18 protein-coding genes and 1 pseudogene are annotated in these 23,033 nt (G+C 63.2%); 11 read left to right on the top strand and 8 right to left on the bottom strand.

Annotated elements, in window-relative coordinates; genetic code table 11:
* Positions 1-135 precede the first annotated feature (135 nt).
* From MJ8_RS16570 to MJ8_RS16600, 7 genes are all read left to right on the top strand, one after another.
* Positions 136-1,623 carry a DegQ family serine endoprotease gene (locus tag MJ8_RS16570; RefSeq protein ID WP_201409929.1) on the top strand — a complete coding sequence of 496 codons (1,488 nt, stop codon included), beginning with the start codon at positions 136-138 and terminating at the stop codon, positions 1,621-1,623.
* A 125-nt stretch (positions 1,624-1,748) separates the two neighbouring features.
* On the top strand, positions 1,749-3,059 hold the full coding sequence (locus MJ8_RS16575; protein ID WP_201409930.1) for a replication-associated recombination protein A: 1,311 nt from the start codon (positions 1,749-1,751) through the stop codon (positions 3,057-3,059).
* A 189-nt stretch (positions 3,060-3,248) separates the two neighbouring features.
* Positions 3,249-4,076, top strand: coding sequence for an aspartyl/asparaginyl beta-hydroxylase domain-containing protein (locus MJ8_RS16580; protein WP_201409931.1), 828 nt, complete (start codon positions 3,249-3,251; stop codon positions 4,074-4,076).
* A gap of 152 nt (positions 4,077-4,228) precedes the next feature.
* On the top strand, positions 4,229-5,209 hold the full coding sequence (locus MJ8_RS16585) for an RluA family pseudouridine synthase (RefSeq protein WP_201409932.1): 981 nt from the start codon (positions 4,229-4,231) through the stop codon (positions 5,207-5,209).
* A gap of 45 nt (positions 5,210-5,254) precedes the next feature.
* Positions 5,255-6,130: a DMT family transporter gene (locus MJ8_RS16590; RefSeq protein WP_201415461.1), complete on the top strand. Its 876-nt coding sequence runs from the start codon at positions 5,255-5,257 to the stop codon at positions 6,128-6,130.
* A 61-nt stretch (positions 6,131-6,191) separates the two neighbouring features.
* Positions 6,192-6,983 carry an ATP12 family chaperone protein gene (locus MJ8_RS16595; RefSeq protein WP_201409933.1) on the top strand — a complete coding sequence of 264 codons (792 nt, stop codon included), beginning with the start codon at positions 6,192-6,194 and terminating at the stop codon, positions 6,981-6,983.
* Positions 6,984-7,259: 276 nt separating this feature from the next.
* Positions 7,260-9,149 (top strand): MFS transporter, encoded by a 1,890-nt coding sequence (locus MJ8_RS16600; protein WP_201409934.1) that lies wholly within the window; start codon positions 7,260-7,262, stop codon positions 9,147-9,149.
* Positions 9,150-9,219: 70 nt separating this feature from the next.
* Here MJ8_RS16600 and MJ8_RS16605 read toward each other — a convergent pair whose 3' ends face one another.
* Positions 9,220-9,414 carry a DUF2735 domain-containing protein gene (locus MJ8_RS16605; protein WP_201409935.1) on the bottom strand — a complete coding sequence of 65 codons (195 nt, stop codon included), beginning with the start codon at positions 9,412-9,414 and terminating at the stop codon, positions 9,220-9,222.
* 310 nt (positions 9,415-9,724) lie between these two features.
* Between MJ8_RS16605 and MJ8_RS16610 the strand changes: the two genes are divergently transcribed.
* Positions 9,725-10,765, top strand: coding sequence for a glutamine synthetase beta-grasp domain-containing protein (locus MJ8_RS16610; protein WP_201409936.1), 1,041 nt, complete (start codon positions 9,725-9,727; stop codon positions 10,763-10,765).
* 122 nt (positions 10,766-10,887) lie between these two features.
* Here the strand turns inward: MJ8_RS16610 and MJ8_RS16615 are convergent, their stop codons facing one another.
* The gene (locus tag MJ8_RS16615; RefSeq protein ID WP_201409937.1) at positions 10,888-12,054 is read right to left on the bottom strand and encodes a P1 family peptidase; all 1,167 of its coding nucleotides are present in this window, start codon (positions 12,052-12,054) and stop codon (positions 10,888-10,890) included.
* Between the two features lie 31 nt (positions 12,055-12,085).
* Complete coding sequence (locus MJ8_RS16620) at positions 12,086-12,688, bottom strand: TetR/AcrR family transcriptional regulator (protein ID WP_201409938.1); 603 nt, start codon at positions 12,686-12,688, stop codon at positions 12,086-12,088.
* 237 nt (positions 12,689-12,925) lie between these two features.
* Here MJ8_RS16620 and MJ8_RS32330 point away from each other — a divergent pair.
* Positions 12,926-14,255 (top strand): annotated as a pseudogene (locus MJ8_RS32330) (APC family permease).
* 201 nt (positions 14,256-14,456) lie between these two features.
* Positions 14,457-15,548: a hypothetical protein gene (locus MJ8_RS16630; protein WP_201409940.1), complete on the top strand. Its 1,092-nt coding sequence runs from the start codon at positions 14,457-14,459 to the stop codon at positions 15,546-15,548.
* A gap of 150 nt (positions 15,549-15,698) precedes the next feature.
* Here MJ8_RS16630 and glnA read toward each other — a convergent pair whose 3' ends face one another.
* Positions 15,699-17,108, bottom strand: coding sequence for a type I glutamate--ammonia ligase (glnA, locus tag MJ8_RS16635; RefSeq protein ID WP_201409941.1), 1,410 nt, complete (start codon positions 17,106-17,108; stop codon positions 15,699-15,701).
* A gap of 43 nt (positions 17,109-17,151) precedes the next feature.
* Positions 17,152-17,490, bottom strand: coding sequence for a P-II family nitrogen regulator (locus MJ8_RS16640; protein WP_018428041.1), 339 nt, complete (start codon positions 17,488-17,490; stop codon positions 17,152-17,154).
* A gap of 349 nt (positions 17,491-17,839) precedes the next feature.
* Between MJ8_RS16640 and MJ8_RS16645 the strand changes: the two genes are divergently transcribed.
* Positions 17,840-19,354, top strand: coding sequence for an NAD(P)H-hydrate dehydratase (locus tag MJ8_RS16645; protein WP_201415462.1), 1,515 nt, complete (start codon positions 17,840-17,842; stop codon positions 19,352-19,354).
* 28 nt (positions 19,355-19,382) lie between these two features.
* Here MJ8_RS16645 and waaF read toward each other — a convergent pair whose 3' ends face one another.
* From waaF to MJ8_RS16660, 3 genes are read right to left on the bottom strand one after another with little or no spacing between them, the layout of a single operon-like run.
* Positions 19,383-20,402, bottom strand: coding sequence for a lipopolysaccharide heptosyltransferase II (gene waaF, locus MJ8_RS16650; protein WP_201409942.1), 1,020 nt, complete (start codon positions 20,400-20,402; stop codon positions 19,383-19,385).
* Positions 20,403-20,462: 60 nt separating this feature from the next.
* A complete protein-coding gene (locus tag MJ8_RS16655; RefSeq protein ID WP_201409943.1) occupies positions 20,463-21,404 on the bottom strand; it encodes a glycosyltransferase in 942 nt (313 codons plus the stop codon).
* Positions 21,405-21,459: 55 nt separating this feature from the next.
* Positions 21,460-22,992: an acyl-CoA carboxylase subunit beta gene (locus MJ8_RS16660; RefSeq protein WP_201409944.1), complete on the bottom strand. Its 1,533-nt coding sequence runs from the start codon at positions 22,990-22,992 to the stop codon at positions 21,460-21,462.
* Positions 22,993-23,033 lie beyond the last annotated feature (41 nt).

The following is a 23,033-nucleotide window of genomic DNA, read 5'->3' on the forward strand; positions in this document are numbered from 1 at the left end:
AGTGGTTTGGGCCGGGCTGAAGGAATTTCACTTCCGGCTTCACGCTTTTGCGCGACAAGTGTCGCAATTATGTGCATTAGCCTTTCATTCTGCACAATCGTCGGGACAATGGCGCCCGATCTGGAGGGATTCGAAATGCGCCTCAAACGACTGTTTCTTGTTGCCGCGCTGGCTGTCTTCGCCGCGGCACCGGCCGCAAGACAGGCTTTTGCCGAGAACGCCGCCAAGCCGGCCGATCCCGGGCTCTCCGATGTGCTGACCGACCTGTTGCATGGTGTCGAGGGCGAGAACGGCACCTCCGGGCCCGACAAGCGCGTGCCCTTCGGCCGCGAGGAGGTGCATCTCTCCTTCGCGCCGCTGGTCAAGCAGACGGCCCCTGCCGTCGTCAATGTCTATGCCTCGCAGACCGCCAAGGTGACGTCGCCTTTCGAGGGCGATCCCTTCTTCGAGGAGTTCTTCGGCCGTGCCCAGCCGCGCGCGCAGTCCTCACTGGGCTCCGGCGTGCTGGTCGATCCGAGCGGCGTCATCGTCACCAATTTCCACGTCATCAAGGACGCCGACGAGGTGAAGGTCGCGACCGCGGACGGGCGCGAGTTCACCTCGAAGGTCATGCTCAAGGACGAGACGCTCGATCTCGCCGTGCTCAAGATCTCGGCCGACAAGCCGTTCCCGGTGATCGCGATCGGCGATTCCGACGCGCTCGAGGTCGGCGACCTGGTGCTTGCCATCGGCAACCCCTTCGGCGTCGGCCAGACCACCACCAGCGGCATCGTCTCGGCGCTCGCCCGCAGCCATATCGGCGTCTCGGACTCGGGCTATTTCATCCAGACCGATGCGGCCATCAATCCCGGCAATTCGGGCGGCGCGCTGATCAACATGGGCGGCCAATTGGTCGGCATCAACACGGCGATCTACAGCCGCAGCGGCGGCTCGATCGGCATCGGCTTCGCCATTCCCTCGAACATGGTGCGCGCCTTCGCCGACGCCGCCAAGGCCGGCCTCGACTTCTTCGAGCGGCCCTATGTCGGCGCGGAATTTGAGATGGTCACGCCGCAGATCGCCGAATCGCTCGGCATGGAGAAGCCAACCGGCGCCCTGGTGTCGTCCGTTGACCCGGCCGGACCTGCCGGCAAGGCCGGCTTGAAGCCTGGCGACGTCATTCTGTCGCTCAACAACACGCCGGTCGAAAGCATCGAGGCGCTCGACTACCGCATGGCGACGCTGTCGATCGGCACCAAGGCAACCTTCGCCGTGCTGAGCAAGGGGCAGCAGGCGACGCTGGAAATTCCCCTGGAGCGCGCGCCGGAAGGCGCCAAGGCCAGCGAAGTCACTCTGCGCGGCCGCAGTCCCTTTTCCGGCGCCAAGGTTGCGGAGCTTTCGCCCAGGCTTGCTCAGCGGCTTGGCCTGCGCACTGATCTCAAGGGCGTCACGGTCATCGATATCAGCCGCGATTCGCCGGCCGCCGATTTCGGCTTCCAGCCCGGCGATATCGTGCGCGAGGTGAACGGCACCACCATCGACACCGCTGCAACGCTGGCACAGGTTGCCCAGCAGGACACGCGCTGGTGGCGCTTTACCGTCGAGCGCGGCGGGCAGATATTGCGACAGGTGTTGCGTTATTGAGGCGGTCTGCCCATTTAGAGCATGATCCCGAACCGAAGGGTCCACACAGCAAAAAGCGGGAACCGGCGTTCGGACAAGATCATGCTCTTAAAAGAGCGTGCTCGCATTTCAACCAAAAGACTTGCATGGCCGATCTGTTCAATTCCGATGAGCCGGAAAAGGCGCCGCCCGGGCGGCCGCTGGCCGATCGGCTGCGCCCCAAAAACCTCGGTGAGGTCGTCGGCCAGGAGCATCTGACCGGCCCCGACGGCGCGCTGACCAGGCTGATCGATTCCGGTTCGCTCGGCTCGATGATCTTCTGGGGTCCGCCCGGCACCGGCAAGACGACCGTGGCGCGGCTGCTCGCCGGCGAGACCAACCTTGCCTTCGAGCAGATCTCCGCCGTGTTTTCGGGCGTAGCGGACCTCAAGAAAGTGTTCGAAGCGGCAAAGCTCAGGCGCGCCAACGGCCGCCAGACGCTGCTTTTCGTCGACGAAATCCATCGCTTCAACCGTGCCCAGCAGGACGGTTTTTTGCCGGTGATGGAAGACGGCACCGTTGTGCTGGTCGGCGCCACCACGGAGAACCCGTCCTTCGAGCTGAATGCGGCGCTTCTGTCGCGCGCGCGCGTGCTGGTGTTCCGTTCGCTGGGCGAGGAAAGCATCGGAAAGCTTTTGACGCGGGCGGAAGAAACCGAGGGCAGGGCGCTGCCGCTCGACGATGAGGCGCGCGCTATGCTGATCCGCATGGCCGACGGCGACGGCCGCGCCTCGCTGACGCTGGCCGAGGAAGTCTGGCGCGCCGCCAAGAAAGGCGAGGTGTTCGGTCCGGAGGGCCTGCAGCGTGTCATCCAGCGCCGCGCGCCGATCTATGACAAGGGCCAGGACGGCCACTACAATCTGATCTCGGCGCTGCACAAATCGGTGCGCGGCTCCGATCCGGACGCGGCGCTCTATTATCTTGCCCGCATGTTCGATGCCGGCGAGGATCCGCTCTATCTGGGCCGCCGGCTGGTGCGCATGGCGGTGGAGGATATCGGGCTCGCCGATCCGCAGGCGCTCGTCGTCGCCAATGCGGCCAAGGACGCCTATGACTATCTGGGTTCGCCCGAGGGCGAGCTCGCCTTCGCTCAAGCCGCCGTCTACCTCGCCACCGCGCCGAAATCGAACGCCGTCTACACAGCCTTCAAGGCCGCGACCGCGGCGGCCAAGGAGTTCGGCTCGCTGCTGCCGCCCAAGCACATCCTCAACGCGCCGACCAAGCTGATGAAGCAGGAGGATTACGGCGCCGGCTATCGCTATGACCATGACGAGCCGGATGCGTTTTCCGGCCAGGATTATTTTCCGGAAAAGATGGGTCGGCACACCTTCTACGATCCCCCCGAACGCGGGTTCGAGCGCGATATCCGCAAGCGGCTGGAGTACTGGGCGAAACTGCGCAGCGAACGGAACAGCTGAATTGCGCGGTCGGTCGGGACATGGCGCTGAAGTGGAGTGGCCCGCTCCAAATAATTGCGCCGACAGACCGCGCGGATCCGTGCGTCGGCATTGTGCCGGGAAACAAAAAATCCTATCAAGACGCACGGCTGGCGGGGGTCGCCGTGATTTTGTCCCATGGAACAGGATCGCGCTCCCGCGCGAATGACAATGAAAAAGCAAACCGTCAAGTCGCTCCGCAAGGCCGCCATCGCGGTCGTGATTCTCGCGCTCGCCTTCTACTTCATCCCGATCGTGACCGCGATCTGGGTCGTCTGCGGCCTGATTGACGTCATGCGCAACGACCAGAAGAACTGGAAGCTTTTCGATCGCTACTTCCTCGGCAACGGCCTGTTCACCTGGCTGCTGTCGCCGTTCAACCTGATCGTCGACCTTCTCTGCTACCGCAACCCCGGCGTCTGGAAGCCCGAGCAGTTCCCCGAGGACTATCAGCGCGAGATCAACGAGGTCCTGGGCGTCTTCAAGGCCCGCAAGGACGAGATCATCGCCGACATCGACGCCAATTTCGGTGCCGGCCGGCGCGGCATGTATGTCTACCAGTGGTACGGCAAGCACAAGATCGACAACGTCCCCGAATTCAACAAGGATTACAAATACATCAAGACGATCGCGGTATCCGTTTTCAGCAAGCGTGAATCCACGTCCTGGCATTTCGGTCCGCTGCGGCTCAGCCTGCGCATCCTCTACAATCTCGTTCCGGTGCAGGCGGAGATCTTCGTCCAATGCGGCAGCAAGAAGAACTATTGGTACGATAATCCCTTGTTCATCTTCGATGACACGCTGTTCCACCGCTCGGTCAACGAATATGACGGCCGCCGCTACTGCGTCTTCGTCGACATCATCCGCCCGTCTCCGTTCCCAAAACTGATCGCGGGCCTTCTCTCCATCGTTTCGGTCAGCGTGGAGCGCATCAATTCCGTCTTCTACAAGAACTGGAAGATGATCGGCTCGTCCAAGCCGAAAGCCGCCGCTAACTGACTACGGCCCTGCTTCAATCCAGGGGTCGGCCAGCATGCGGTCGGACCTCGTATGGGTGCGATTGGGGCAATCGTCGCGCTTTGTTGGGTCTGTGGCTCGCAACATCCTCGCCTTAGTGCTATGGCGCCGCTTTCAAACGGAAAAGCGTATCAATGGCAGGTGTTGAACAGATCACGGTGGAGGCCGGAGAGGCGGGCATGCGGCTCGACCGCTGGTTCAAGGTCCATTATCCGGGCCTGGGCTTCGGCCACCTGCAGAAGCTGTTGCGCTCGGGCCAGATTCGCGTCGACGGCGGCCGGGTGAAGGCCGACACGCGCGTCGAGCCAGGCCAGTCCGTCCGTGTCCCGCCGCTCGACGTCGACAAGAAGGGTGATGCGCCGCTCACCGGCCACTCGATCCGCAACCAGGGCGATGCCGACGTGCTCGCCAAGATGCTCCTGCACGAGGACCCGAAAGTCTTCGTCTTCAACAAGCCCGCCGGCCTTGCCGTGCAGGGCGGCTCCGGCGTCACCCGCAACGTCGACGACATGCTGGAGGCCTGGCGCAACCAGAAGGGCGAGAAGCCGCGCCTCGTCCACCGGCTCGACCGCGACACCTCCGGCGTGCTGGTGGTGGCCCGCACCCGCCTTGCCGCGATGAAGCTTTCGGAAGCGTTCCGCGCGCGAGAGACCAAGAAGACCTACTGGGCGCTGGTCAAGGGCGTGCCTGCGAAGCGCGAGGACAAGATCTCGACCTGGCTGGTCAAGGAGGCGACGCCGGATGGCGACCGCGTGCGCATCGCCAAGCATGGCGAGAAGGGCGCCGATCACGCCGTCTCCTATTACCGCGTGGTCGAGCAGGCGGCGCAGTCGCTGTCATGGCTAGAGATGGAGCCTTACACCGGCCGCACCCACCAGCTTCGCGTCCACGCCGCCCATATCGGCTGCCCGATCATCGGCGATCCCAAATATTTCGAGGCCGACACCAACTGGGAATTCCCGGGCGGCATCCAGAACCGTCTGCATCTCCATGCCCGCCGTATCGTCATCCCGCATCCGGACCAGGGAGTGATCGACGTGACGGCGCCGATGCCGCCGCATATGCGCCAGAGCTGGAACCTGCTCGGTTTCGACGAGCAGAGCGCGGAGGACTGAGATTTGACTGCTGCGCCCGTATTGGATCGCCGCGATGCGGTCGACATGGCGGCGGCGGCCATCATGGTCGGGCTGACCTTCTCCTGGGGGCTGAACTACGTCGCCGCCAAGGTTTCCTATGCGGGCTACGACCCCGTCTTCGTTTCAATCGCCCGTTCGCTCATCGGCGGAGCCTGCGTGCTCGCCTGGTGCCGGCTGCGCGGCATCAAGCTGTTCGAAGCGGATGGAACGCTGGTCGCCGGCATCGTCGTCGGCGTGCTCTTCGGCGTCGAGTTCCTGTGCCTCTACATCGGGCTCGAATACACCACCGTTGCCCGCAACACGCTCCTGGTCAACACCATGCCCTTCTGGGTGCTGATCGGCGGCCATTTCCTGCTTGGCGAGCGCATCAACGCGCGCAAGCTCGGTGGGCTGGTTCTGGCCTTCTGCGGCCTTGCGGCGGTCTTCTCCGACGGCATCGTTGCCGGCGGTGATGCAACGCTGACCGGCGATCTGCTCAGCCTCGGCTCGGGCATTCTCTGGGCGGCGACCAGCATCGTCATCAAGCGATCGAAGCTGGTCGAGACGAGCGCGGAGAAGCTGCTGCTCTATCAACTGGCCGGCGCCGCATTTGTGGGCGCCCTGGTGATGCCTTTCGCCGGCCCGCCCATCCGCGCGGTGGCCGCCTTGCCGACGCTGGCGCTGCTGTTCCAGTCTTTCTATATCGTCGCCTTCACCTATGTGTTGTGGTTCTGGCTGCTCACGCGCTATCCGGCGGCAAGCCTGTCGAGCTTCGCCTTCCTGTCGCCGGTGTTCGGCGTCCTATGCGGCGCGGTGCTGCTGGGCGAGCCGCCGACGGTCAGGATAATCCTGGCGCTCGGCCTCATCGCGGCCGGGCTGATCATCGTCAACCGGCCGGCGCGCAGGCAGCCAGCACCATAGCCGCAATTCCGAACGGAAAACCGCTACACACTTTTCCTGGAATTGCTTTAAGGAGTTCGTCATGCGCGACATCCTCGAAGACCTCGAAGCCGGAAAGCTGCTCTCCGATCCCGATCCGGTGCGGCGCGCCCAGATCCAAATGAAGACGCCGCTGCCGAAGCGTTTCTACAAGGCTGTCTCGGTGGCGCCCGTCGAGAACGGTTTCGCCGTTCATCTCGACGGCCGGCCGGTGCGCACGCCAGGCAAGGCCGTGATGGTGCTGCCGACCGAAAAGGCCGCAGCGCTTGTGGCCGACGAGTTCAGCGCGCAGACCGAGGTCATCGATCCGGTGACGATGCCCGTCATGCGCCTCGTCAACACCGCCATCGACGGCGTCGCCTCCGACCCGCAGGCGGTGCTGGAGGATGTGCTGCGCTTCGCCTCGTCCGATCTCTTGTGTTACCGCGCCGATGGCCCGCAGGGACTGGTCGATCGCCAGAACAATCTCTGGGATCCGGTGCTGGACTGGGCGCGCAGCAGCCTCGGCGCGCGCTTCAACCTCGCCGAAGGTGTCATCCATGTCGACCAGCCGCGCGAAGCGATCGCCATCCTCGGAGCGCATCTTGGCCAGCGCTCCGAGCCGATGCGGCTGGCCGCCATCCATGTCATGACGGCCCTGACCGGCTCGGCGCTGTTGGCTTTAGCCGTCGATTTCGGCGAGCTCGACGCCGAGGAAGCCTGGGCGGCGGCCCATGTCGACGAGGACTGGCAGATCGAGCATTGGGGCCAGGATGCCGAAGCGGTGGCGCGTCGCTCGGCCCGCAAGCGCGACATGATGGCGGCGGTCAGCCTGCTCGAGGCGCTGCAAGGCTAAGGCAATTCCAGGAAAACTGCGTAGCGGTTTTCCGTCCGGAATTGCGTAGACAAAGCCTGGAGTGGATCGGCAATCTCCGGACCCATGCCACTCCATGCGCCGCTTTCGCAGTGCACCTAATACCAAAGTCATAATCCCATCGTCGCGGTGCCTTTCGCCCGCCCTTTCTGTCATTTTTTTGCTTCGTTGGCTGCGTTTTGAGTCCGCGTTCGGAGGAGTACGGACGGTGGCGCGCAGCTGCCGAGGACAGATGGGATCTGACGGGAGGATATATAAATGGCAATGGCATCGACCGCCGGCGGGACCAGCCGCGGCATGACGCGAGAGGAGAAGAAGGTCATCTTCGCCTCGTCGCTCGGCACCGTTTTCGAATGGTACGATTTCTACCTTTACGGCTCGCTGGCAGCCTTCATCGGCTCGACCTTCTTCAGTCCGGCGATCCCGGAAGCGACGCGCAACATCTTCGCGTTGCTGGCCTTTGCCGCTGGTTTCCTCGTGCGTCCGTTCGGCGCGCTCGTGTTCGGCCGCGTCGGCGATCTCGTCGGCCGCAAATACACCTTCCTCGTCACCATGACGATCATGGGTCTGTCGACCTTCCTGGTCGGCTTGCTGCCCGGCTATGCCAGTTGGGGCATTGCGGCGCCGGTGATCCTGATCGGGCTGCGCATGCTGCAGGGGCTGGCGCTCGGCGGCGAATATGGCGGCGCGGCGACCTATGTCGCCGAGCATGCGCCCGACGATCGCCGTGGTTACTACACGTCGTGGATCCAGACCACGGCGACGCTCGGCCTGTTCCTGTCGCTCGTTGTCATCCTGATCGTGCAGGCCTCGCTCAGCAAGGAAACCTATGCAAGCTGGGGCTGGCGCATTCCCTTCATCGTTTCCTTCCTGCTGCTCGCCGTTTCGGTCTGGATTCGGTTGTCGCTGTCTGAATCTCCGACCTTCCAGCGCATGAAGGACGAAGGCAAGGGCTCCAAAGCGCCGCTCTCGGAAGCCTTCGGCCAGTGGAAGAACGCCAAGATCGCGTTGCTGGCGCTGCTCGGCCTCACAGCCGGCCAGGCCGTGATCTGGTACAATGGACAGTTCTACGCCCTGTTCTTCCTGCAGAACGTGCTGAAGGTCGACGCATGGTCGGTCAACGTCATGATCGCTGTCGCACTTGCCATCGGCTCAATCTTCTTCGTCGTGTTCGGCTGGCTGTCGGACAAGATCGGCCGCAAGCCGATCATCATGGCCGGCCTTGCTTTGGGTATCGTGTGCACGTTCCCGCTGTTCAAGGCGCTCACCTGGGCCGCCAATCCGGCCCTGGCCACCGCGCAGCAGAACACCCGCGCGACAGTGACGGCGGCTCCCGGCGACTGCAAATTCCAGTTCAACCCGGTCGGCACGGCGAAGTTCACGACCTCCTGCGATATCGCGACGTCGTTCCTCACGAAGAACTCGGTGCCCTATGACGTGGTGACCACCGCGGCCCCCGGCACGGCTGCCACGGTCAAGATCGGCAACGAGACGGTGGAATCCTATGACGCCGTTGCCGCCGGGGATCAGGCCAAGGCCAAGGAGGCGGCCTTCCAGAAGGCGGTGAACATGTCGCTGCAGGACGGCGGCTACCCGCTGAAGCGCGCCGCGGCCAAGGTGGCGGACCAGAAGCTCGACGCCTTCATCGCGGCCAATCCGGAACTGAAGCTCGACGCCACGGCCATTCGCGGCGGCGAGAAGGCGACGGTGAAGACCGATCAGGCGATCGCCGACAAGATCCTGACCAAGGACGAGGCAGCCGGCGCGCCGGAAGTCACCGTCTACACCATCCCAGGCGGCGGCGCTTTCGCCATGACTGCCGATCCGGCGGCCATCAACTGGCCGCTCACGATCGGCATCCTGTTCATCCTGGTGCTGTTCGTCACCATGGTCTATGGGCCGATCGCCGCCATCCTGGTCGAAATGTTCCCGACCCGCATCCGCTACACCGGCATGTCGCTGCCTTACCATATCGGCAATGGCTGGTTCGGCGGCCTGCTGCCGGCAACGGTGTTCGCGCTCAGCGCCTACAAGGGCGATATCTACTACGGTCTCTGGTACCCGGTGATCATCGCGGCGATGTCGCTCATCATCGGCATGATCTTCGTCAGGGATACGCTCGGCACCGATCTGCACGCCAAGGACTGACGTTGGCTCAACAGAAAGCCCGGCGCGAGCGATCGCGCCGGGCTTTCCGTTCCAGAACTCAGAGGAGCGATCAGCCCTTGCGCTGCTCGTTCTCTTCCTCGATCGCCGCTTCGTGATACCAGCCGTCGAAGTCGGCCAACTCCCCGCGAAGCGTTGCAAGCTCTGCCGCGAATTTGGCCTTGGCGCCTAAATTTGAGGCAGACTTACGCGCTGCAAGCGGGAACATCAGAATTTTTGCCGACGGTCGTGAAGGCGTAACTTGCATTGTCGGTCTCCTTGTCTTTCCAGGAGCGTGTCGATTCAGCTTTCCCTCAAAATAGGTTCTGCGATTCATTTAGGCAATATGCCTATCAAAAGATCATTTTATGCACATTATTTGAGCAACACCATTTGCTGAACGATCGGAACGCATTGCTGAGGCGGCTCAGCAAAATCAAAGCGTTGATCTGGCCATTTTGCCGCAGCCCGCAAGACCGGAGTGGCATACGACTTGCATTTTAACCATCGGCAGGCCGCCCCGATCGGCCATGCATCGACGCCGCCATGGCGGCGTCCAAGCAACGAGAGGCACTGGAATGACCAAATACAAGCTCGAGTATATCTGGCTCGACGGCTACACCCCGACCCCCAATCTGCGCGGCAAGACCCAGATCAAGGAGTTTGCCGAGTTCCCGACGCTCGAGCAGCTGCCGCTGTGGGGCTTCGACGGTTCCTCGACGAACCAGGCCGAGGGCCGCAGCTCGGACTGCGTGCTGAAGCCGGTGGCGGTTTACCCGGATCCGGCCCGCACCAACGGTGTTCTCGTGATGTGCGAAGTCATGATGCCCGATGGCGTCACCCCGCATGTATCGAACAGCCGCGCGACCATTCTCGACGATGAGGATGCCTGGTTCGGCTTCGAGCAGGAATACTTCTTCTACAAGGACGGCCGCCCCCTCGGCTTCCCCGAGAGCGGTTATCCCGCACCGCAGGGTCCATATTACACCGGCGTCGGCTTCAAGAATGTCGGCGATATCGCGCGCCAGCTCGTCGAGGAGCATCTCGATCTCTGCCTAGCCGCCGGCATCAACCATGAAGGCATCAACGCCGAAGTGGCGAAGGGCCAGTGGGAATTCCAGATCTTCGGCAAGGGCTCCAGGAAGGCCGCCGACCAGATGTGGATGGCTCGCTACCTGCTGCTCCGCCTGACCGAGAAATACGGCATCGACATCGAGTTCCACTGCAAGCCACTCGGCGACACCGACTGGAACGGTTCAGGCATGCACTGCAACTTCTCGACCAAATATATGCGTGAAGTCGGCGGCAAGGCCTATTTCGAGGCGCTGATGGCGCAGTTCGAGAAGAACCTGATGGATCATATCGCCGTCTACGGTCCGGACAACGACAAGCGCCTGACCGGCAAGCATGAGACCGCGCCGTGGAACAAGTTCTCCTACGGCGTCGCCGATCGCGGCGCCTCGATCCGCGTGCCGCATTCCTTCGTCAAGAACGACTACAAGGGCTACCTGGAAGACCGTCGCCCGAACTCGCAGGGCGACCCCTACCAGATCGCCTCGCAGGTCCTGAAGACGATCTCGCAGGTTCCGACCGACGCGAAGGTTTCGGCTGCTGCTTGATTTTGTTCGGAGCCACAGGCTTGCGGGCCAGTGGCACGACGAGAACGATTAAAAGCCCCGGCAGGTCAACGCCGGGGTTTTTTGCATGGCTATTGCCAGCGAGGGATCTCTGCCCGCCGCAGTCAGTCGGCGATGACGCCACGCGATTTCAGCGCCGCCACCACTTTGTCTCGCGGCAGGGCAGGGGTACGATTGCCGTCGCGGCCGACCATATCCTCATTGGCGACCAGCGCGTTGAGCACGGCCTCCTCAGTCGCCTGCACCACGGCGGTGTAGAAATCGTCCATGCGGCCCCATGGAACGAAATCCATATGGCTGTAGCTCTTCTCTGTCGGAGCGCCCTTGGGGAAGCGACCGTTGAGGGCATCGGGGTTGGCTGTCGAAAAGGCGAGAAAAATATCGCCGGAGAAATGCGAGCCGGCGGTGCCGGTGCGCGCCAGCCCGAGCGGCACGCGACGGGCCAGCGCCTTGCACTGTCCAGGAAGCAGCGGCGCGTCGGTGGCGACGATGCCTATGCAGGAGCCGGCGCCGGTCGGCCCGCCGCTGAAATACGCCTCCATCGGATTGTCGGCGGCAAGCTCCTGCCCGAGCGGCACGCCGGCGATGCTGATCTCCTGGCGCGAGCCGAAATTGGCCTGCAGGAAGACGCCGACCGTGTAGGCGCGGTGGCCGTAGTCGACGATTCGCGAAGCACTACCGGAGCCGCCCTTGAAGGCGTAGCAGTTCATGCCGGTGCCGCCGCCGACCGATCCTTCCTCGATGCCGCCGCCGGCCGCGTTCTCGATCGCCTCGATCGCGTGGTCGACAGTGACGTGCGAGCCGTTGATGTCGTTCAGATAACCGTCCCAGGTTTCGGCCACCACCGGCAGCAGCCATTGGCTCGCCAACTGCGGCTTGTCGCGCGCCACCCAATCGATGACGCCGCGATGGCAGGGGCCGACCGCGTGCGTGTTGGTGATCAGGATCGGCATCGAGAGGCTGCCGGCCTCCTCCAGCCATGAGGCGCCGGTCATCTCGCCATTGCCGTTGAAGGAATGGTAGCCGGCAGCCAATGCCAATCCGACGCCGCCCCGGCCGAGCGGCAGTACCGCGGTGACGCCCGTGCGCACCGGCCCATGGCCCATGGTGAGCTTGCCGTCGCCTTTGATGAGCGTCGAATAGCCGACGAGCACGCCTTTGACATCGGTGATGGCATTTGCCGGGCCTGGCGTGCCGGGCAGGGGGATGCCGAGGCCGCGGGCGCGCGTCTTGCCGGCCGGCGTGGTGATTGAGCCTAGTCGTTGGTCCATGCTGAGGGATGCTCCGTTGATGAGACCCGGCTCAGCCAAGGCTGCAGCCGGTCGCAAGTTCTGCATAGCTGGTGAGGATCGCCATCGCCGAGGCATGGTCGATGGCCGGCACGACGTTGACGAGGTGCAGGCCAAGGCCGTCCTCGAGGACGACGAGGCTGCGGGCGATGACCTCGCTGGCAGCGCTCAGCTTGAAGACGCCGGTGGCTGCGCCCGCTTCGAGGATCCCGACATAGATCGCCACCTGGCGCTCGAAGAGTGTGATATGCCGGGCGGCATAGCTGGCGTCCGAGCGCGAATAGGCGCCGAGTTCCAGCAGAAGCCGGCAGAGCTGGTCGTCCGGATCGGTTGGTAGGCCGCTTTCCAGCATCGTCCTCAGCCGCACCCGTGGATCGGCGATCGAGGCGACCGCTGACGCGCGCTGGGTGCAGAAGCGTTCCACCGCCTTCTTTTGTACGTCGTCCAGAAGCTCCTTAAGGCCGGGATAGTAATAGAGCAGGGCGCTCGAACTCATGCCGGCCTCGTTGGCCACGTCGCGCAAGGTGACACCCGCGAGGCCGCGTTTGGCGATCATCGATTCCGCCGCTGCGACCAGGGTAAGGCGGCGATCGGTCTGTGTCTTGGGTCTGCCCATTTCATTTCCTGAATTTGATTCAATAAAAACTGGTCAATGAACTTTTGCAAGCCGGCACATCGCAAATTTGTTGACGCTATATGACGACACGGATAGCTTCCATGCGGATACTAATTTTTATCCAATTAAAAAAAGGGGAGGACAATGTCTACAAATGAAGCCACCACGGCGGCCGCCGACAAGGCTGCACCCGGTGCCAAGGGCCTCGACCGGGCGCTGAACGCGCTGGGCACGCTGATGATCGTGCTCTCGGCGGTAACGCCCGCATCGTCCGTCTTCATCATCGCGCCGGGCGTCATCGCGCTGGCCGGCACCGGCTCATTCCTGAGCTTCGTGATCGCGGCCGTCATCGGCCTGTTCATGGCCTTCGTCTATGCCGAGCTTTCCTCGGCCTATCCGATGGCCGGCGGCGAATACACCATGATCGGCCGCACGCTCGGCCGCTTCTGGGGCTTCGTCACCCTGGTGCTGGTGTTTGTGTCGATCGTCGATCGTCGCCGTCATCGCGCTTGGCGTCGGCACCTATCTCGGCGTCATCATTCCCAATCTCAGCCCGCAATGGGTCGGCGTGGTGACGATCGTCCTGGCCGGCGCAGTCGCCGCCATGCGCATAAAACTCAACGCCTTCGTCACCGGTATCTTCCTTTGCATCGAAATGCTGGCGCTGCTGATCCTGACCGGGCTCGGCTTCGCGCATGTCGAGCGGCCGCTTTCCAGCTTGTTCACCGCGCCGCAACTGCTTGACGCCACGACCAACACGCTGGTTCCGGCCTCGGCCGCCATCATTCTGGCGTCCACCGCCGTGTCGCTCTTTGCTTATAACGGCTATGGCGCGGCCGCCTATTTCGGCGAGGAGACGCATGACGCCAAGCGCAACATCGGCAAGGTGGTGCTCTGGGCGCTGGTGATCACCGTCGCCGCCGAGCTCATCCCGCTGACCGCGGTGCTACTCGGCGCGCCGGATCTGGTCGGCCTGCTCGCGGCGCCGCAGAAGATCGAATATTTCCTCGAGGCGCGTGGCGGCCATTGGCTGACGGTGGCGATCAGCCTGGCGATTGCGGTCGCCATCTTCAATGCCGTCATCGCCATCATCCTGCAGGCGGCGCGGCTGCTCTTCAGCTCCGGTCGGGATAAGACCTGGTTCGGCCCGATCAACAATGCGGTGGCGTCCGTCCACGGCACTTACGCCTCACCATGGATCGCAACCATCGTCGTGGTGGTGCTGGCCGCACTTGCCTGCTTCATCGATCTCAACCTTTTGCTGGTGGTCAGCGGCACCTCGCTGGTCGTGATCTATGCGCTGCTTTGCATCGCCGTCTTCGCCGGCCGCCGCAACGGCACCACCTCGGGCGGCCACTATCGCATGCCGCTGTTCCCGGTGCCTGCGATCCTCGCCTTCGTGGCGCTGATCTATGTCGCCTATCAGAACTGGCTCGACGCCGCCTTCGGACGCCCGAGCCTGATCGCGACGCTGGCGATCATGGCCGTCGCCGCGATCTATTTCCTGCTGTTTCTGTCGCGCCGCGCCGACTGGACGCTGCACGGACCCGACGAGCTTGCCGGATAAGCGTCAGCCCTCCGACACCTGTCCGTGCGAGAACCCCGGCGAGACGCCGGGGTTCTTTTACTGAAAAATGAAATCATGGCAGCATCCGCCCGTTGTCGATCCCGGTTAGCGGCCAGGGCGATGCAACACGCGGCATTTTACTTAGACACTTTGTGCAATCTTAAGGTGCATCCTGTAGGCTCGCACTATGGGAGACGGCGCATGAACCGAATTGGCACGAACTACCTGCAATTACTTATGGCGGGGCTAGGCTTCGGATTCTACCTGGTTGTGGCAAGCATACGCGGCTGGGGCACGGAGCCGCTTAGCGACTTCACCAATGATGCCGTTATTTTGACGATACTGAAGGGCGGCATCGTATTTGCGGTTATGTTCACTGTTGGTCACTGGGCTTTGCGCCAGTTGGGCATCATCAAGGCCTGGGCCTACGCCGCGCTCGGAATGGTCTGCGCGCTACCGTTGTTCATATTGCATCTCGCTTCCGGCACGTTTAGCGAACTGGCGGCGACGGGAAACCTGTCGACGGGCTTGTTCGTGCCCGCATGCATCGGCGTGGCTATCGGTCTCGCATACCGCAAGTCTGCTGGGATCGACGGGCCGACCGAAGACCTCGACGGCATGAATGCAGCCTACAGACGCATCGCCTCCGCTGCCAGCGGCGAAACAGGGAGCGGGTCCCATGGTCGGCCTGGCCCCGGTCACGCCATGTTCAGTAGGGCATCGGCTGGCGCCGGCACGGTCGGCGCTTTCATTCACGAGGGAACGGAGTACTTCGCCGGCCCGTTGCGCGTGCGCACCTCGCTGGTTTCGCTGCTCGGCGCAACCTTGCTGGGCGGTCTGCTGGGCACTTTAATTCAGGGGATACTGGACCTCACTGCCTACATGCGTGGTCTACAAGGCATCGGTAAATCAATACGCCCGCAAAATCTGATTGACGTATTGGTGAGCGACTTGGTGATAAAGGGGGCCGTGGCGCTCTTCACCGGAATGCCGGTCCTTATCCTCATCGCCATCGCGCATTTTGGGCTGCGGTCGATCGGCAAGACTGGCTATCTAGCCTATGGCCTCGGGGGACTGGCGGCTGCACCATTGATGACTCTTGTGACATTTGGCGCCGCTGGACCGCTGGTAATCCTCGCCACGCTGCCAACGCTTGTGGGCGCGGTCATCTACCGAAAGCTTGCCGGTCTCGAACCTGTCCCAATTGCCGAGGACATCATCGCAAGGAACCGCCGTGACCTTGTCGGCGCGGACCATGCGCGACGAAAGGCCGGGCGGGTCATCGTCTCTTGACGGCACGCGTACGCATCGCTCGCTAAAGTCGGCTCCAAATCTCGCCGACAAAACGTCGGGGCGCTCCTTGCGGGCAGCAGATAGTTCGATGAAAAAAGCCCCTGGAAGCGGTGGCCTCCAAGGGCTTGATTTCGGTATTAGGTCAGAAGCTTAGACCGAATAATACATGTCGTACTCGACCGGATGCGGGGTCATTTCGAAGCGCATGACCTCGGCCATCTTGAGCTCGATATAGGAGTCGATCTGGTCGTCGTCGAAGACGCCGCCGGCCTTCAGGAAGCCGCGGTCCTTGTCGAGGTTCTGCAGCGCTTCGCGCAGCGAGCCGCAGACGGTCGGGATCTTCTTCAACTCCTTCGGCGGCAGATCGTAGAGATCCTTGTCCATCGGCTGTCCGGGATGGATCTTGTTCTTGATGCCGTCGAGGCCGGCCATCAGCATGGCGGCGAAGCCGAGATAGGGGTTCGCGCCCGGATCGGGGAAGCGGACCTCGACGCGCTTCGACTTCGGCGACGAGCCGAACGGAATGCGGCAGGAAGCCGAGCGGTTGCGCGCCGAATAGGCGAGCAGCACCGGCGCCTCATAGCCCGGGACCAGGCGCTTGTAGGAGTTGGTCAGCGGGTTGGTGAAGGCGTTGATCGCTTTGGCATGCTTGATGATGCCGCCGATATAGTAGAGGCAGGTTTCCGACAGGCCGGCATATTCGTTGCCGGCGAAGGTCGGCTTGCCGTTCTTCCAGATCGACTGGTGCACATGCATGCCCGAGCCGTTGTCGCCGAAAACCGGCTTCGGCATGAAGGTGGCCGTCTTGCCGTAGGCGTTGGCGACCTGATGCACGACATACTTGTAGATCAGCATCTTGTCGGCGTTGCGCACCAGCGTGTCGAACTTGATGCCGAGCTCGTGCTGGGCGGCGGCGACCTCATGGTGATGCTTCTCGACCCGCACGCCCATCTCGGCGAGCACGGTCAGCATTTCCGAGCGCATGTCCTGGCAGGAATCGATCGGCGGCACGGGGAAATAGCCGCCCTTGATGCGCGGACGGTGGCCGAGATTGCCTGTCTCGTAGTCGGTGTCGTCATTGGACGGCAGCTCGGTCGAGTCGAGACGGAAACCGGTGTTGTAAGGATCGGCCTTGTACTTCACGTCGTCGAACACGAAGAACTCGGCCTCCGGGCCGACATAGACGGTGTCGCCGATGCCTTCGGACTTCATGTAGGCTTCGGCCTTCTTGGCGGTGCCGCGCGGATCGCGGTTATAGGCCTCGCCCGAGATCGGGTCGAGGATGTCGCACAGGATGACCATGGTCGACTGGGCGAAGAACGGATCCATGTGGACAGTATCGGTGTCGGGCATCAGCACCATGTCGGACTCGTTGATCGCCTTCCAGCCGGCGATCGAGGAGCCGTCGAACATGACGCCGTCGGCGAACATGTCTTCCTCAACCTCGACGACATCCATCGTCACATGCTGCAGCTTGCCCCGCGGATCGGTGAAGCGCAGGTCGACGAACTTCACGTCGTTGTCCTTGATCTGCTTCATGATGTCTTTGGCTGTCGTCATGTCATTTCTTCCCTGTGTGATGACGTACGGTATGGATTGAAGGTCAGATGGCGTCGATGCCGGTCTCGCCGGTGCGGATGCGCACGACTTCCTCTATGTTGGAGACGAAGATTTTTCCATCGCCGATGCGGCCGGTCTGAGCCGCCTTGCGGATAGCCTCGATGGCGCCTTCGACGGCCTCGTCGCCGAGCACCACCTCGATCTTCACCTTAGGCAGGAAATCGACGACATATTCGGCGCCCCGATAAAGCTCGGTATGCCCCTTCTGGCGGCCGAAGCCCTTGGCTTCGGTGACGGTGATGCCTTGCAGTCCGGCCTCCTGAAGCGCTTCCTTCACTTCGTCCAGCTTGAATGGCTTGATGATCGCTTCGATCTTTTTCATGTGAAAAGTGGCCTCCACTGCCAAGAAGACGGGTTGTGTGCCCCGCTTGCGCCTCCATCAAGCACGAACCGTGCCAATCGTAAGGAGTGCAGGCGGCGAGGGGCGTTTTCGAACCCATGCCGCGTCCGGATGCAAATTCGCGTCATCCGCTGCATCGGATGCGTCATGGACGCCCAAACCCTATACATCGCCCCTCCTCAGGTCTGCGCAAAAAATGGGCAGACAGCGCAATTTTCAGGCAAAACCCCTCCCGGATGCGATCGCAGGGCAAAAGTAATGCCGCGATCGCATTGGTTTGCTTCGAACCGAAAACTGGACAATGCTTGATCGCATGGAGATCGGCAATCCCATGCGCAATGAACTTCTATCGCCGGCCGAAATGGCCGAGGCCGACAGACTGGCAATCGCGGCCGGGCCGCTCGACGGCGATCGCTTGATGCAGCGCGCCGGCGAGGCGGTCGCTGCCGTCGTGCTGGCGCGCTATCCCGACGCGAAGAGGGTGCACGTGCTGTGCGGCCCCGGCAACAATGGCGGCGACGGCTACGTCGTGGCGCGCCTGCTGGCCGAGGCCGGCCTCGACGTGGCCCTGTGGGCGTCGGGCAAACCGCGGGCAGGCAGCGACGCCGCGCTCGCGGCCGCTGACTGCATGCTGGAGCGGCGCCCGCTTTCGGCCTTCACCGCGCAAGCCGGCTCGCTGGTCGTCGACGCGATCTATGGCGCGGGCCTGTCGAAGCCTCTCACCGGCGAGGCCGAGGGCGCGGTCGGCATCGCGACGGAGATGAACCTGCCGGTCGTCGCCATCGACCTGCCTTCCGGCGTTTCCGGCGAAAGCGGCGGAGTCCTGGGCTGCGCATTTCGCGCGGCCCTGACGGTGACTTTCGCGCGCAAGAAACCTGGGCACCTGCTGCTGCCTGGCCGCGAGCGATGCGGGGAGGTCGTGTTGGCCGACATCGGCATTCGCGACGAGATCATCGACAAGGTCGCGCCAAGGGCCTTCGAGAACCTGCCTGGGCTCTGGATCGCGAGCTATCCCACGCCGGCCGTCGACACGCACAAATACAAGCGTGGCCATACGAGCGTCTTTTCGGGCGGACCGTCGGCGACCGGCGCGGCGCGCCTTTCAGCGCTTGCGGCCGCAAGAAGCGGGGCAGGGGCCGTCACTGTGCTCTCGCCCGCGAACGCAATGCAGGTCAATGCGGCACATCTGACCTCGATCATGCTGCGCAAGGTCGACGCGGTCGAGGACGTGCATGATCTTGTCAGCGATCGCCGGCCGTCCGCCTTCGTCCTCGGCCCCGGCTTCGGCATCGGCGACAAGGCGCGCGATTTCACGCTCGCCGTGCTCGCCAAAAACCGCCAGGACGGCGTCGAAGGCCTCGTGCTCGACGCCGACGGCATCACGTCTTTCCGCGATACGGCCTCGACACTGTTCGAGGCGGCGGGCAGGCCGGGTGCGCCGGCGTTGATCATGACCCCGCATGAGGGCGAGTTCGGCAGGTTGTTTGCGGACATTGCCGCCGACAAGGCGTTGTCGAAGCTGGCCAAGGCGCGCGAAGCCGCGCAACGCGCCAACGCCGTGATCGTCTACAAGGGCGCCGACAGCGTGATCGCCGCGCCGGACGGCCGCGCCGCGATCAACAGCAACGGCGCGCCCTGGCTTGCCACCGCCGGTTCAGGCGACGTGTTGGCGGGCCTCATCGCCGGGCTTCTCGCGCAGGGCATGCAGGCCTTCGAAGCGGCTTGCGCCGGGGTCTGGATCCATGCCGAGGCCGGCAGCCGTTTCGGGCCGGGTTTGATTGCGGAAGACCTGCCTCTGGCGGTCGTGCCGGTTCTCCGCGAGCTGACGCAGAGCACCGTCCGATGAAACGCTTTGCCCGAAGCCGAGCAATAGGTCAGGCGAATTGCGGCGCCTGTTTTCGGACCGCTGCCGCCAGCGCCTCGCGAACCCTGTCCTCGCTGACGGCGCGCGTGTTCTCCACCCAACCCGGCGTCGAAATCGGCGGTTCGAGAAAGATCACCTGTTCGTTCACCGGGCCGTGCACATAGGCCCGGTTCGAGCCGTAGATGAGCACACACGGACCGCCCAACGCGCCGGCGGCATGGGAGATGCCGCCATCGACGCCGAGAAAGACGGTCGAGGCCGCGATCTGGCACATGGCCTCCGCAATATCGGGCGTTGCGGTGAAGTCGACGGCCTCGGGCAATTGCGCCTTGATTTCGGCCGCGGCTTGCCGCTCCCGCGGTCCGCCGATCAGCCAAACCGACCAGCCTCGGGCAACATAGTCGCGCGCGATCGAGACGAAGCGCTCCATCGGCCATGAACGCTTGTTGGCGAAGTCGGACGTGTAAAGCGCGATCGCCGGTCTTGCCGGGTCGATCCCGTTGCGCCGACGCCAACCCGCAAGCTGTTCAGGAGAAACAACGAGTTGCGGAGCGGGCAACGGTCCGTCCTCTGCCGGCCTTTTGCCCAGACGAGCGATTGCGCAGACCTGTTCCGCCAGCCGCGTCTTGCGCGGGCCGAAGGCCACCATCGATTTCAGCCAACCGGCGGGCAGTCGGTTGACGATGCCGAACTGGAACTCGCGCGGATAGCCGATGCGCTCCGGTATTCCAGCCAGCCATGGCACAAGGCAAGCCTTGGTGCTGCTGGTGAGCATATAGGCCGCCTGGTAGTTCTCCTTGCGGATTTCGCGCGCCAGGCCAGCCCGCTCTTTCAGCCCGGGCTTCCAGTGCTTCTCCGCTATCCAGACCTTGCGGACATGCGGCATCAGCCGCGCCAGCGGCGCGGCGATCCTCGATGTAACGATGTCGACCGGCTGGCCCGGGAATCTCTCGGCGATTATCCGGATGGCCGAGTGGCAGCGGATGAAATCACCGATCGCCGGCAGGCAGAAAACCAGGATGGGGCGCAATGCGCGAAACCTTTTCGATCCGGAATGGCCACCGCTGACGGGACACGCCTGCGTGATGTCTCACGGAAGCGCTTCGCCATCAAGAATGCGGCGGTAAAGCTCCAGATAGGCTTTGGCGGCCTTCTGGATCGGAAACCGGTCTGCCGCGGATTCGCGGCATCTTTGCGCCGACAAACCGTCGATTTCACCGAAACCGCGCGCGAACTCCTCATCCGTGTCGAAGAAGCGGCCGGTATCGGCGTCGACCGTTTCGGGCAGAGCGCCGCGTGCCGTGGTCAGGACCGGCGTTCCGCACAGCATGGATTCGACCGGTGCATTGCCGAAAGGCTCTTCCCAGGAAATCGGGTTCAGAAAGGCTTTGGTCTCGCCCAGCAGGCGCACCTTCGGCTCGCCGTCGACCATGCCGTGGTAGCGGAAGCGCGACGACAGGCTCTTGAAGAACACGCCCTCGCGGCGCGTCTTGCTGCGGCCGAGCAGCTTCCAGCGCGAGCCGCCGGCGATGTCGAGCTTGAAATCATACTTTTTCGCCAGGTCCACCGCCCGGTTGAGGCCCTTTCCGGCCCGCGCGATGGCCGCCATGAAGAACAGATGATCGTTCTTCGTCGCAGCGAGGCGATAGGCATCCACCGGAAAGCCGTTGTAGACGAAGGTCTTGCGGCCATGCAGCTCGGCATGGCGGGCGCTGATGAAGCTCCAGTTCGGCTGCGGCCTCGGATAGTCCGGCAAGTGGCCGCGCTCGGTGTTGAGCGTCGGAAAAGGGACCTCGACCTTCCAGGCATGGAGATGGACGATGTCGGTGTCCTTGGGCACGGCCGCGCGGCACTCATCATTGGTCACCGCGTGGCGGACCTCGCACATCGGATGCGACGACCCCGGGCCGGCGATCAACGTCACCTGATGCCCCATCTTGACCATTTCCGTCGTCAGCCATTCGACCTGCCGCTGGATGCCACCATAGCCCTTGCACGGAATAAGGCCCTGGGCCGCAAGTGTTATACGCATGTCGTCTCCGCGCTCATGTTAGCGGTGCTGGTCCTTTCGGCTGACGGAGCTTTGCTCACAACGGAATGTTGTCGTGCTTCTTCCAGGGGTTCTGCATGTCCTTGTTGCGCAGCATGCGCAGCGCCCGGGCGACGCGGCGCCGGGTTGAATGCGGCATGATCACCTCGTCGACATAACCGCGTTCGGCGGCGACGAAGGGCGACAGGAAGCGATCCTCGTAAGTCTTTGTATGAGCAGCGATTTTCTCCGGATCGCCAATGTCCTTGCGGTAGATGATCTCGACCGCGCCTCTGGCGCCCATCACGGCGATCTGCGCCGTCGGCCAGGCATAGTTCATGTCGCCGCGCAGATGCTTCGACGCCATCACGTCATAAGCGCCGCCATAGGCCTTGCGGGTGATGACGGTGATCTTCGGCACGGTTGCCTCGGCATAGGCGAAGAGCAGCTTGGCGCCATGCTTGATCAGCCCGCCATATTCCTGCGCGGTGCCCGGCAGGAAGCCCGGCACGTCGACGAAGGTGACGATCGGAATGGAAAAACAGTCACAGAAGCGCACGAAGCGCGCCGCCTTGCGGCTTGCATCGGAATCGAGCACGCCGGCCAGCACCATCGGCTGGTTGGCGACAAAGCCCACCGTGCGGCCCTCGACCCGGCCGAAACCGGTGACGATGTTCTTGGCAAAGCTCTGCTGGATCTCGAAGAAATCGCCTTCGTCGGCGACCTTCAGGATCAGTTCCTTGATGTCGTAGGGCTTGTTGGCGTTGTCGGGGATCAGCCTGTCGAGCGACAGGTCGTGGTCCGTCACCGACTGATAGCATTCGATCTCCGGGATTTCGGCCGTGTTCGACGCCGGCAAAAGGTCGACCAGCCGACGCATCTGCAAGAGGGCCTCGACATCGTTGTCATAGGCGCCGTCGGCGATGGAGGATTTGGTGGTGTGGACGGACGCGCCGCCGAGGCTTTCGGCCGTCACCGTCTCGTTGGTCACCGTCTTCACCACGTCCGGTCCGGTGACGAACATGTAGGAGGTGTCGCGCACCATGAAGATGAAATCGGTCATGGCGGGCGAATAGACGTCGCCGCCAGCGCAGGGACCCATGATCAACGAAATCTGCGGGATGACGCCGGAGGCCAGCACATTGCGCTGGAAGATCTCGGCATAACCGCCGAGCGCCGCCACGCCTTCCTGGATGCGCGCGCCGCCGGCGTCGTAGAGGCCGATGATCGGCGCGCGGTTGCGCAGCGCCATCTCCTGGACCTTGATGACCTTTTCGGCATGCGCCTCCGACAACGAGCCGCCGAACACGGTGAAATCCTTGGCGAAGATGTAGACCGGGCGTCCGTTGACGGTCCCCCAGCCGGTGACGACGCCGTCGCCGGCGATCTTGGTCTTCTCCATGCCGAAATCGGTCGAGCGGTGCTCGACATACATGTCGAACTCCTCGAACGAGCCCTCGTCGAGGAACACTTCGATACGCTCGCGGGCGGTGAGCTTGCCCTTCCTGTGCTGCGCCTCGATGCGGTCCTTGCCGCCGCCCAAGCGGGCTATCTCGCGGCGACGCTCGAGTTCCTTCAGCACGTCCTTCATCGCTCGGTCCCCAAAAAAGGATAAGTGATTTGTGGTAATGG

The organism is Mesorhizobium sp. J8 (assembly GCF_016591715.1).
Lineage (GTDB): Bacteria > Pseudomonadota > Alphaproteobacteria > Rhizobiales > Rhizobiaceae > Mesorhizobium.